Source organism: Companilactobacillus paralimentarius DSM 13238 = JCM 10415 (genome assembly GCF_001434985.1).
GTDB classification, from domain to species: Bacteria; Bacillota; Bacilli; order Lactobacillales; family Lactobacillaceae; genus Companilactobacillus; species Companilactobacillus paralimentarius.
Genome location: NZ_AZES01000014.1, coordinates 1 through 11,874, shown reverse-complemented (window position 1 = coordinate 11,874; position 11,874 = coordinate 1). Strand labels below are relative to the sequence as shown.

The following is an 11,874-nucleotide window of genomic DNA, read 5'->3' as shown; positions in this document are numbered from 1 at the left end:
GTAGAATGACATTGCAATAGAGATGGAGGGAAACATAATGTGGGAAGTATTTTTATATATTAATCCATTATGTTCGTATTGTTTAAAAGTGGAACAAGCAATTATTGACTTCACTAGAAAACACGATATTGATACACAATATCATTTTGTGACGAACTATAATATGGCAACAATTAACGATTATGTTCAATTAAAAGGTTTCAAGATTACCGACATTAAGGAACGTACCTGTGCATCTCAAGATGTAATTGAAGCTGCAAAACTATACAAAGCAGCATCCTGTCAGGGTAACAAAAAAGCACGTAACTTTTTAATGAATCTTCAAGAACAAGTAAATATTTTGAATAATCCCTTTGATGATAACACTATCAGACGTGTAATTAACAATAGTGGGCTTGATTACAAATCCATTATGACTGACAAAGAAAGTCAATGTGTCAGTCAAGGTCTAAAACGTGATCAACAACTATCAATGGAAATGCATATTCAAAAGGCTCCAACAGCTGTAATCTTTGATTGTGATGACGATGAAAAACCGGGTGTGATGATCAATAATTTCGGAGAATCTACTTCTCAGGAAAATATCACTAATAACATTAATATCATGTTGGAACGAGAACTTCCACAAGACGTTGCCAGTAACGTTTCTTCATCTGGAACAGTTATCAGTTTAGATAGATTTAGAAAATAGCTCTACAAACGAATATAGCTACTAGAGATCCTAATAATTGGGTTTCTAGTAGCTATTTTTTTAACAATGGCTGTCGCAATCGCCTGGATATTTGACCACAATGTCTTTGCCAAGCCGGATTGGCAAAAATAGGATATTCAGCCTCAAATCTACCCTTTTTAAGATACTCTTCCACAGTTATTCTATGTGCATTATAAAAGTCTAATTTAAACTTTTGTGAAACTAAATCATTCTTTTTTCGAATTTTCTTTAACCAGTGCTTATTGGAATATATTCTCGATTTTTGAGTCATTTCCGGTCGAAATATAAATAATTTGTAAAATTTTGTTCTTGGAAAAACTTTCACTTGATAAATTAATTTATTAAAAGGACCGATGAATTCAATATTATAAAAAAGTTTCATTACTCCTTGTCGTGAATCTAAAGTTAACAGATAAAATCGCCAAATTTTATTGTAAGTAATAAATTTTAAATGTTCACGTCCTAACTTAGCCTTCAAATAGTGACCACCCAAAATCCAAATATTCTTTATGCCTACAGTACGATATCCGTTGACCCTTTTAGTTAGAATATCAACATTAATCTGTGCACACTGATACTCAACTGCAAAATTTCCATTAACTAGAATATCTGGTCGTTGTTTAATTTTTGACAAATAAACTTCACTCTTCAAGGATTGCAAATTCAATTTGCTCAATTCATTCATCAATATCTTTTTACCTTTTCGATGAATCAGTCGTTCATTTATTTCATTGTTACATTTATTCTTGTGTCGAAAGTAAATCCGTGATTGTGTAGTGATCAATTTAACTTTTTGTTTACAATAACAACAATAATAGCTATCCTCTTTCTTTGCTTTTAGCGCATCAACTAGTAGGCCGGACTCATTTAAAGCAGCGTACACTTCTATCACCTCTAATTAAAATTACGCAAAAAAAAGCCAACTCTGATTGAGTTGGTTTTATTTATCAAAATAATATCTAGTAAGTTCCAACGCTGTTTTGGACATAATTTCCTTACCATACTCTGATAAGACAGCCGCTGTGACTTTTGTTTTAAAGCTATACTCGCTAAGTAAAGCTAAAACATCACTATAAGTCATTTCATGCATCTCATCTGTGAATAGAATCAATTGCAAGTAATATTTATTGTCATATTCCCAAAGATTTGAAATTCCACTTTCTAAGTGTAATAAATCAGCCAATTGGACATAGTCCTCAAAGTCTTTAAATTCAACAATAATCGTCTTCGTAGGTGTATCCGGGTCATTCAAATATGGTGCTGTATCACTATCATATTCCTCAGTACCCATCTTTGCCTCGTTAGTATCATCATTATTATTAACGACTGAACCTTGTAGCCCATTTAATGGCAATGAATCCGTATCTTCAGAATCATCACTCTTACTAATCAACAACTCCAAACCTGCTTTGTTTGGCATTATTTGGAAAGTAACTGGTTCGTTATTCGTAAAGACATGATCCTTATCAACCTCATCCAAAATACTGTAAAAGAACGATTCGATTTGTTTTTTGTTACCTAACAAATCTAAAACAGTTACACCACGTTCTTGTAAATCTTCCGTACTAAGAATGACTCTGATTGTATTCTCATTAAGTCGATCCATCTCCATCATAGTCACCTCAATTCTGTATCTACATTCTAACAGTCTTATAAACTATTTCAACTATCATATACCGATAATTCGAGTCATTCAAATAATATACTAAAACTCGAAAAACTAGTCAAAAGTAACGACTTATAAACTGTTAATCATAGTCCAATTTAAAGTGGTTGAGTAACTATCACTCTTAACAAAACCTTGATTGCTCATATCTAACAAAATGCCATTTTCATCATCCCAATTAATGGAACTAATACCATCGGGAATTTCTTTTTCATAAACCGTGATTGGAGTATCTGATAGAATTTGCTGATCCTTTCCTTCTTCATGATAAACTAAGGCATTCTCCAAAGTATTTCGACCATCTGACGTGATTAAAGGTTCAGATAAAGAAACCATGATTTTTGAAACAACTTTATCGGATGGATAATTGTTGTTATTAATCGTTATAGCAAAATTTTTATCTTTTCGATGAAAGATCTGCGGTGCATTATTGATCGTACCAAAATCAATATCTGGTACTTGCATTTTGATATTAATCATTGGATGTTGCTGCCAAACATAAGTAGTAACTGGATTACCTATGTTGGAAAATTGATCAACAATTTCTTGTGCTGAAAAGAGATTTCCCACTGGTTGATGATCAGAACCTCCACTTTCGTAATCAACCTCTTGCCATTTATCACTAATTGCACTATAAGATTCAGAAGTTGATGAATCATTAATTTCTTTACCTACAACCGGACTTGGAAATTGAACTCCAGTCGTATTTGGTTGCCCTTGAAGATTTTTCATAACTGATTTAGAACCAAGCGTAATCTTCCACAGATTACTTTCTGCGCCAAAGAAATAATTCATATCAGTTGCATTAGTGGTATCCAATCCTGAGAGATCGACTGTTTCTAGACCAGAGGTACTATTCAACATTGCATAAAAATTTTTCACATTAGGAGTATTCCATTTAGAGAAATCTAATTTTTTCAAAGAAGATGCATTCCAAAACATCCCATACATTGTTGTCGCACTAGTAACATTCCAGTTTTCAATGGGCAAACTCTCCAACGCACTAGAACCATAAAAGGTCGAATAAAAGCTCTTAACTTTAGACACATCCCAATTGACCAACGGTATCGTCTTAGCCTTAGTATTTCTTGAAAATGTCGAATTTAAATCAGTCAGGGACGAAGTATTCCAATCCTTCAAGAAATCAAAATTCGATATCGATGTTCCTAGGAACATACGGTTCATGTTCTCAACTTTTGAGGTATCCCAATCAACAATATTTAAACCATCAAAGTCAGTAATAGCCGAGCCACTGAATAATGATGTCATATCAACCACCGAACTAGTGTCAAACGTACCAATTATCTTTTGCAATTTAGTAGTTCCCATAAATACGCTGCTTAAGTCTTTCACATTGGAAGTATCATACTGTGATAAATCAATCGTTTTGAATCCTGTTCCTGAAAACATAGAACCCATATACAAAGTTTTATCAGTAACTAAAGTTTCATATCCTTTCAACGTATCTTCGTTGAGTAATTTATCATTGTTAAACATACTCTTCACATTGTTTAACTTCGGAGTACTCCAATTGGACAAATCTAATTCTGCCAAATTAGAACAATTGCCGAACATTGAGTACATTGAAGTGACATTTGAGACATTCCAATCATTTACCACCGAAAGATCACTATCGGTTACCCCTGCAAACATTGAAGACATATTTTCTACACCCGAAGTATCCCATGCTTTAATTCCTTTAACTTGTGAAACGTTACTATCACCATTAAACATTGAGGACATGTCTGTAACCTTACCTATATTCCATTTGCTTAAATCCAACTCATTAAACTTACTTCCATCAAACAAGCCTGACATATCCGTAACCTTAGAAACATCCCAATCCTTGATATCATCAGGATTATTTTTAATGAAATTTACGTTCTGAAATGTTGACCTCATAGAAGTTATATTGGATGTATCCAAACCTTTTAATCCAATTAGTTCACCAGGAACCCCCAGAAAAAGAAGATTTAAACTGTCAGCTTTAGAAGTATCGAACCCCGATATATTAAGATACTCTAACGAACGACAATTCATAAACATACTAGAAAAGCTATTTACTTGACTAGTATCAAAGTTCGACAAATCCAAGCTTTTTAAAGAATTATTATCGTAAAACATACTACTGAGCCAATTAACTTTGGGTGTTCTCCAAGTTTCAAGACCAATTATTTCTGTTAATTTTTTATCACCACTAAACATGTATCCCAATGTCCTAGCTGCTGATACATCTAAATTGGTTACATCAATTGTCGTAACATTTTCTAAATCTGAAAAAACTCCATTATTACCATTTGATGTAACAAAGTCACTATTTACTTTTACCCCCCTCTTCTACATAAACACTTTTTATTGAACTAGCATAATTCTTCCAATTGCCCACACCATAAGCTAATTGCCCCGAATGAACCGTTAATTTTCCTGTACTGTCAATGTCCCAATTAGCCGTACCATTGACGCCACTATATGTAATTGTTGCTGCTGTGGGTATCAAGTCATCAGTTTGTGCAAGAATTTCATTGTTCATTAAATTAGCAGCATTTTGATTTAACAATTGCTGTAGATCATTTTCCGTAGCTGCCTGTACATCCTTTGTTTCAAAAACAGTTATACACAGGGTTTCCAAAAATAATATTGCCAATAATATGACAAAAAAATTCTTATTTAAGATGAATTTTCTGAATATATGCATAATGTCCACCTTGAAATCGTTTTCTTAAGATGAATTATACCAAACGTCATGAATATACTTTTTCAATTAATATAAATATATTTGTTCTATTGTGAATATATTCTTTAAAAGATTGTTCAAAATATCCTTATTAAATTTGAGACAAAAAAAAGAGCACTTCCATTAGGAAATGCTCTGTTCATATTTTATAATCCAGCCATTAATTGAGCCTTTTGAAGTTCCATAGTTCTAACACTTCTAGGCAAGAATCTTCTGATTTCATCCTCATTGAAGCCAACTTGAAGACGTTTATCATCCATAATAATAGGACGCTTTAACAAACCAGGGTTTGTTTGAACTAAATCCAACAATTGATCAATTGTTAAATCGTCCAAATTAACCTTAAGGTTTTGGAATGCCTTTGAACGTGTAGAAATAATTTCTTCTGTACCATTCTCAGTCATTTGTAAAACTTGTTTAATTTCTTGCTTATTTAAAGGTTCTGAGTAAATGTTTCTTTCTTTGTAAGGAATGTCATGATCCTCGAGCCAAGCCTTGGCTTTACGACATGATGTGCAACTTGGAGATGTATAAATGGTTACCATATATAATCTCTCCTTTCCTGTGTAGTATCAAACTCTTTAAACACAATAATATTGTAACCCATTGCATTAATAAAATCTATAGTTTTTCAATAAAAAGTTACGAATATTTGTTCGAAATTTGTTTAATTGTGAAAACATGTACCCAATAAATAGCCGCTTATGTATTTTTTTCACAAATATCATAAACTAGAATTAATTTATTGCATTAGTTATTATTTATAGTACTTTCATTGAAAATAGAATCCTATCGCTCTGCGATTAAACTTCGATTTCTAAACCTTGGAAGGCATTCACGACCGGAATTTCTCCTGCATATTTTTGTGATTGACTTAACATTGTTTCAACATCAACTGTTTGAGGTAAATGACTGATCATAAGACGCTTAACATTAGCATCCTTAGCTAAAGTTCCAGCTTCCCTTGTATTCAAGTGCCATTTACGACCTGTTACGTCATCCGGAAAATTAGTATCAGCAATTAATAAATCTGCATCTTTACTAAAGTCAACTAAACCGTCAAAATATGTGGTGTCAGCTGTATAAACGATTACCTTACCTTTACTATCGGTAATTCTCATCGCATAAGCTGGAACTGGATGAACTGTTCTGAGAAATTCGAACTTTAACGTTCCAATCTCAGTTGGTTCATAGTCGTTATAGGCGATTCCTTTAGTTGCATTTGGTTCTGTCAGTTGAGCAAAGTTGACAAAATCTTGTGTATGACCATAAATAGGTAGTGGATTTTCTTTCTTAGCAGCGAGCCAATTGTACTGCAGAACACCCACATCTGCTGTATGATCATGGTGATAATGGGATAAAACAACAGCATCTAAATCTGTTGGTTGCATGTAGTTAGATAGTGAATTTAGAACACCACTACCACAATCAATCAACAAATTTTTACCGTCGTTTTGCAATAAGTATCCAGAAGTACCAATTCCTTTATAAGGATACCCTCCGTAAAAACCTAATACTGTAACTAACATAGAAACCTCCAAAAAATTTAAATTGAAAGGATTTCAATAATTATGAACATAACATTAAAGCTAGGCACATATAATTTTTTAAAGAGTCAGCAAACTTCTGCTGATACTTTATTAAAACCCTTATTTAGTCTGAACGCAGACCATCTTTTAATAAAAAAGTTGTCCACTTTTGCACAATACCGCAGTATCAATGGAGAATATCAAGAATTTAATAGGTTATATTCCTTGACATATCTGAAATTCAATCCCGATCAAGCCAAGTTATTTGAGAATAAATTATTCAGTCTCCATGAATACTCCTTTAATTCTACCGCAACAGCTGTCTTTCAAAAAAGAGATAGTCCAAGAGAATATTTAATTCTTAAAACTTTTACACAAACTCATCAAATAAAGCAATGGAACAAAAACTTACAACTAGAAGTTCAATCACAAATTCAGGGTACTAATGAGGAAGACTTTGGTTTCTTCACTAAGAGTTACTCAATCGTCACAGACTAAATTTGTGTTTAATGCCATGCCAAGAAACTTTGAAACTCACTAAACCAAAGAGACCATATAAAACGACATAACCAGCATAGATCAAAATAATATTTTTTGAGATGTGCCGTCCAGTATTCGACATCGCAATCGCAACAATTGATTGTGCCAGAGCAAAAATCAACGGTATCAGGAAAGTTAACGTATTTTCACGACGAACAATACGCTTGACCTCACTTTCTTCGACACCGATTTTTTGTAATGTCCGCAATTGTCGTGATTGATAATCATCCCTCAATAAGATTCTCAACGTCAAAACACTTCCTAAGGCAATCAACAAGGCAATACTGAACAAAGATACGATAAAGAGATAGAATCCACCAGCTTGGGTAAAATTCTTCTTAATGCTCCCTTGCCTTAAGAATCCAGCTTGAGTATAGATTGATTCTCCTCTATCAGGAGCTTTTTTCAATACTTCAATGGTCGATTGATCCAAGGTCTTTTTAAAATCAACTTTCATATAATAAGCATCACGAAAATTATCGAGTTTTTCCAATTGTTTCGTGCTCAAACGATCTCCACGTTTAAAATCCCAACCGTAAAAAGTATCTTCAACTTCTGCCGGCATCTTTTGATAATACTTGTCAGGCACAACCATCATCGGTCCAAAATGCATCGAACTACCATATGGAAACGAGCTTCCTGTTTTAACCGTAGCAATGACAGGCGAATTTTTGACTTGAATATCATGTTCTTTAAAGTGACGATTTTCAAAAATTGATCCGTTATAATCAATCTTCAGGAATTCACGCGAATTAATTTTACTGTTCCATTTTCGCATCCTTTTGGGTAAAGACATATAATCGCTATATGACATGAAAGTCATTGGTTGACGAATATAGTCTTGATTGTCCTTTTTATAGTAAGATACCAAATTAACTTTTACATTTGTCTGATACTCACCTTTAATGTGGGCCTTACTATTTTTCAGTTCCTGCTTAATCACACCGACAGTACTTTTATCAGCAGCCAATTCAAAAGGATAGATGCTATTATAATTACGATGTACTGCTTGATATCCAAAATAGCAAAAAGTCAGTAGCATCAAAGCCAGGGCCGATAATTCAGTTACAAACCATAAGATAGAAATATTTTGAAACAATCTCTCCTTCAAGTATTTAAAAGAGAACATATTGATTCCTGAATAAGAAACTGAATGAATTCGCTGTAAAGTATTCAAAATAGTCGGCAAGAATCCAAAATAAACTAAATATGTTCCAAAAATATCAGCCAGCATAACAAAAAATATCTCGACACCTGGTTTGGACGAGTAACTGATCGTATGCATATCGTAGAATAACGATACCGTACAGATCTGGGCGCTAAACAATAACAATAAGCCAAAGAGTCCTGCTGGAATTCTTAACCACCAACGAGTCTTTATTTCACGTTTAACTGTCTTTCGATGTAAAATCAAAAAAGTCTTAATAGCGTTAATCACACTCAAAGCCAATGTCGAAAAGAAAAATATCTTGGTTAAAAGGAAAACATCATTCCAACTGATATGCATTATGAAATTAAATCGTAAGCGCATCAGATAAAATAGTGCCATTCCCATAAACTTTTGAAAAATTAAAGTTGTGGTCAGACCAATAATCCAGGCAAAAGCCTGCACAATCGTTGTTTGAATAAAACTAATTGCCACGATGACCCAGCGTTGCATCCCTAATTTCTCAAAAGTTCGAAACTCATTACGTTGCTGTTTAATGAAAAAGCCACCAACATAAACCATATAAATAAAGGCGCAAAAAGCAAAAATCCCACTCATTATGACAGTTATATCTGAAATAAATGAATTCCACGACCGCAGTGAAACTCGAACCGAAGGATTATCACCCAAAGAAATCAGAATTCCAAAAACGCCTATGGCAAAAGCACAAGCCAGAATGTATATTAAATAGCTATCACGCATATTATATAAACTACGCTTAATTATCTTGTGATACATTGAAATAGCTTCCCCCTCCAATCGTCCGTTGCATATTGATGATCTGTTCGAAGAACTTATCTCGATTACCAGGATTAACAACTTCAGAAAAAACTACTCCATCTTTAATAAAAATCACACGACTACAATAACTAGCTGTAAAGGCATCATGTGTTGCCATTAAAATGGTCGTTTTTTCACGTTGATTAACTAATTGCATATAATTCAACAAAATCGTAGCTGACTTTGAATCAAGACTTCCTGTTGGTTCATCTGCAAACAAAATCTCCGGACTATTGATCAAAGCTCTGGCAGCTGCTACAATTTGACGCTGTCCTAAAGACAATTCATCAATATTACGTTTGCTCAGTTTTTCAATATTAAGTAAATTCATCATATAATTGAAACGCTCTTCAATTAATCTCTTATTTGACCGATTTAAGGCTAGTGGTAAAATAACATTTTCCTTCACATTCAAAGAGTCCAGCAATTCGAAGCTTTGATAGATGAACCCCATCTTGTTACGACGATACTTAGTCTGATCACGATCATGCAATTGTGTCAGATCTTGACCATCAACAATTATTTGACCATGATCAGGACGTTCATTGGTAGATATCATATTTAAAAGTGTTGTCTTGCCGGCACCTGAAGGACCCATGATTCCTAAAAACTCACCATGTTCAACTTTTAAACTGATATCCTTAATAGCGTGAACAGCACTTCTTTTCTTTCCAAAATCTTTTGAAATATTCTTTACAATTATTTGCAACGTAATTTCTCCATAATTAAATAATTATTGTTATCATATTATATACACAGTGTCTTCATTCTAGCACGGAGGGAATTTTAATATGGCTAAAATTATGATTATCGAAGATGACCAATCCATCTCCAAGTTAATCAGTGAGAACCTTGCCAAATGGCAAATCAATTCTTATATTACGAAGGATTTCAATAATATCATTGATCAATTTAACGAATACAAACCCGATCTGGTTCTTTTAGATATCAATCTACCCGTTTATGATGGTTACTACTGGAATCAAGAAATTAGAAAAATTTCTAAAATTCCCATTATAATCATCTCATCTCGCAATTCCAATATGGATCAAATTATGGCCATGAACATGGGTGCTGATGATTTTGTAGAAAAACCCTTTTCAGTTGATATCTTAGTGGCTAAAATCAATGCTTTATTACGTAGAACTTACGATTTTACCAAGAATACTAGCGATGTGATCGAACACAACGGTTTGAAATTGAATCTTTCAAGCGGTTCAGTTGAAATTGATGATAATAAAATTGATCTCTCCAAAAATGAATACAAATTACTTCAACGTCTCTTAAAAGATCAGGGCAAAATTGTTACCCGTGAACAATTGCTCAATTTCATGTGGGATGATGAGCGTTTTGTTGACGATAATACTCTAACCGTTAACATCAATCGCCTTCGTAGCAAGATCGAGAAGTATGGTCTCAAAAATTATATTGTAACTAAAGTTGGTCAAGGATACATTATTCCTTAACGAGGTAAATCATGTCATTTTTCAAATATTTAAAAGATCATATTTATTCAATTTTAATTGTACTGATTGGTGTTACTTTTGTAGAGATAGTTCTCTTTCTCGACCCTAACGTCAATTTCTATCCTGGTACACTAATCTATACATGGATTTTAGCTATGGTTTTTCTAGTGGTAAATTTATCAATTTCTTACAATCACAAGAAATTTTGGTACAAACAATTAGAAAGTTATCAAAACGACTTATCCAAAGAACTGGTTGGTGCTAACAATAATGAGCAAAAATATATTCAGGAAAAAATTAATAACATTTCTTTAGAATACCGTAATGAATTGACCAAACTTTATCAAAATCAAAAGGATCAACGGGAGTATACAGAATCTTGGGTTCATGATATTAAAGTTCCTTTAGCAGCCTTGAAGCTTTCACAAGATGATGAGTTAGACAAAAACTTAGTTGATGAAGAAATTGATCAAATTGATTACTTAGTTGATCAGGCGCTCTACTTTGCCCGTCTGAATAACTTTTCCAATGACTATTTGATTCAAGAACAGAATCTCAACAATATTGTTAAGGCTTCTATCAGAACCAACAAACGTCTCTTTATTAACAAACGTATTGGCATCAGTTTAGACATTACTGATAAGAAAATTTTAACTGACGAAAAATGGTTGAGTTTTATTCTCAATCAAATTATTTCAAATAGTTTGAAATACACTGATCGTGGTGGCAAAATTTCTATTTTCACAACAAATAAAAATAATAATGTCGAATTGCATATCAAAGATAATGGTATTGGTATCGCCAATCAGGATGTTAGTCGAATTTATAACAAAGGCTTCACCGGTAGCAATGGCCGTCAATCAGGTAGTAAATCTACTGGTATGGGCTTGTATTTAGTTAAAAAGATGATTGACAAACTTGGTCATGCGATTGAAGTCAAATCCCAGGTAGGTCAAGGAACTGAATTTATCATCACCTTTCTTGATTTACCTTATTATAAGTAAAAGAACAGCCTCCATTAAGTATTCAAGATATATTCTTTACTTGAATCCCTTAATAGAGGCGTTTTTATTTTACTAGATTAAATTGATTAGTCTGGAGTAATAACCTATCCTCAGCCCTAAAAGTCTTAACATTATCAACTAAATATTTATTCAGAGTCAGGCATCTTCAGTGTCCGGCTCTTTTTGTATGACGAATTTACAATTGAAGTGCAACGAGTAAGAAGAAAATAAAAAAG

General features: G+C 33.2%; 12 protein-coding genes and 1 pseudogene. 4 read left to right on the top strand and 9 right to left on the bottom strand.

Features of this window, described 5'->3' with window-relative positions; all coding sequences use genetic code 11:
* Window positions 1-37: 37 nt before the first annotated feature.
* Window positions 38-691: a DsbA family protein gene (locus FD33_RS01185; protein ID WP_025084618.1), complete on the top strand. Its 654-nt coding sequence runs from the start codon at window positions 38-40 to the stop codon at window positions 689-691.
* 52 nt (window positions 692-743) lie between these two features.
* Here FD33_RS01185 and FD33_RS01180 read toward each other — a convergent pair whose 3' ends face one another.
* The 7 genes and pseudogenes from FD33_RS01180 to FD33_RS01155 all read right to left on the bottom strand — a co-directional run bounded on the left by FD33_RS01180 (window position 744) and on the right by FD33_RS01155 (window position 6,641).
* The gene (locus FD33_RS01180; protein ID WP_082603691.1) at window positions 744-1,604 is read right to left on the bottom strand and encodes a competence protein CoiA; all 861 of its coding nucleotides are present in this window, start codon (window positions 1,602-1,604) and stop codon (window positions 744-746) included.
* Window positions 1,605-1,652: 48 nt separating this feature from the next.
* Window positions 1,653-2,324 carry an adaptor protein MecA gene (locus tag FD33_RS01175; RefSeq protein ID WP_025084620.1) on the bottom strand — a complete coding sequence of 224 codons (672 nt, stop codon included), beginning with the start codon at window positions 2,322-2,324 and terminating at the stop codon, window positions 1,653-1,655.
* Between the two features lie 126 nt (window positions 2,325-2,450).
* Window positions 2,451-4,304 carry a BspA family leucine-rich repeat surface protein gene (locus FD33_RS13005; RefSeq protein ID WP_338025585.1) on the bottom strand — a complete coding sequence of 618 codons (1,854 nt, stop codon included), beginning with the start codon at window positions 4,302-4,304 and terminating at the stop codon, window positions 2,451-2,453.
* 45 nt (window positions 4,305-4,349) lie between these two features.
* Window positions 4,350-4,652 (bottom strand): annotated as a pseudogene (locus tag FD33_RS13095) (BspA family leucine-rich repeat surface protein); the annotation flags it as partial.
* A 40-nt stretch (window positions 4,653-4,692) separates the two neighbouring features.
* Window positions 4,693-5,073, bottom strand: coding sequence for a hypothetical protein (locus FD33_RS01165; RefSeq protein ID WP_056955681.1), 381 nt, complete (start codon window positions 5,071-5,073; stop codon window positions 4,693-4,695).
* A gap of 185 nt (window positions 5,074-5,258) precedes the next feature.
* Window positions 5,259-5,657: a transcriptional regulator SpxA gene (spxA, locus tag FD33_RS01160; protein ID WP_054643068.1), complete on the bottom strand. Its 399-nt coding sequence runs from the start codon at window positions 5,655-5,657 to the stop codon at window positions 5,259-5,261.
* A gap of 258 nt (window positions 5,658-5,915) precedes the next feature.
* On the bottom strand, window positions 5,916-6,641 hold the full coding sequence (locus tag FD33_RS01155) for an MBL fold metallo-hydrolase (protein WP_025084622.1): 726 nt from the start codon (window positions 6,639-6,641) through the stop codon (window positions 5,916-5,918).
* Between the two features lie 225 nt (window positions 6,642-6,866).
* On the opposite strand from FD33_RS01155, the gene FD33_RS12575 reads away from it, so the two are divergent.
* Complete coding sequence (locus FD33_RS12575) at window positions 6,867-7,139, top strand: hypothetical protein (protein WP_148299147.1); 273 nt, start codon at window positions 6,867-6,869, stop codon at window positions 7,137-7,139.
* Here the strand turns inward: FD33_RS12575 and FD33_RS01145 are convergent.
* Entirely contained in the window at window positions 7,129-9,126 is a 1,998-nt protein-coding gene (locus FD33_RS01145; protein ID WP_025084624.1) for an ABC transporter permease, read from the bottom strand. The genes FD33_RS12575 and FD33_RS01145 overlap by 11 nt on opposite strands.
* Window positions 9,107-9,877 carry an ABC transporter ATP-binding protein gene (locus FD33_RS01140; protein ID WP_081784483.1) on the bottom strand — a complete coding sequence of 257 codons (771 nt, stop codon included), beginning with the start codon at window positions 9,875-9,877 and terminating at the stop codon, window positions 9,107-9,109. The genes FD33_RS01145 and FD33_RS01140 overlap by 20 nt, the downstream gene beginning before the upstream one ends.
* An 82-nt stretch (window positions 9,878-9,959) precedes the next feature.
* On the opposite strand from FD33_RS01140, the gene FD33_RS01135 reads away from it, so the two are divergent.
* Window positions 9,960-10,634 carry a response regulator transcription factor gene (locus FD33_RS01135; RefSeq protein WP_025084626.1) on the top strand — a complete coding sequence of 225 codons (675 nt, stop codon included), beginning with the start codon at window positions 9,960-9,962 and terminating at the stop codon, window positions 10,632-10,634.
* 11 nt (window positions 10,635-10,645) lie between these two features.
* Window positions 10,646-11,638, top strand: a complete 993-nt coding sequence (locus FD33_RS01130; RefSeq protein ID WP_025084627.1) for a sensor histidine kinase — start codon at window positions 10,646-10,648, stop codon at window positions 11,636-11,638.
* The last annotated feature ends 236 nt before the right edge of the window (window positions 11,639-11,874 follow it).

Coding starts and splice junctions, on each gene's coding strand:
- FD33_RS01185 (WP_025084618.1), top strand. CDS start 38: ATGTGGGAAGTATTTTTATATATTAATCCATTATGTTCGTATTGTTTA.
- FD33_RS01175 (WP_025084620.1), bottom strand. CDS start 2,324: ATGGAGATGGATCGACTTAATGAGAATACAATCAGAGTCATTCTTAGT.
- FD33_RS01165 (WP_056955681.1), bottom strand. CDS start 5,073: ATGCATATATTCAGAAAATTCATCTTAAATAAGAATTTTTTTGTCATA.
- spxA (WP_054643068.1), bottom strand. CDS start 5,657: ATGGTAACCATTTATACATCTCCAAGTTGCACATCATGTCGTAAAGCC.
- FD33_RS01155 (WP_025084622.1), bottom strand. CDS start 6,641: ATGTTAGTTACAGTATTAGGTTTTTACGGAGGGTATCCTTATAAAGGA.
- FD33_RS01145 (WP_025084624.1), bottom strand. CDS start 9,126: ATGTATCACAAGATAATTAAGCGTAGTTTATATAATATGCGTGATAGC.
- FD33_RS01135 (WP_025084626.1), top strand. CDS start 9,960: ATGGCTAAAATTATGATTATCGAAGATGACCAATCCATCTCCAAGTTA.
- FD33_RS01130 (WP_025084627.1), top strand. CDS start 10,646: ATGTCATTTTTCAAATATTTAAAAGATCATATTTATTCAATTTTAATT.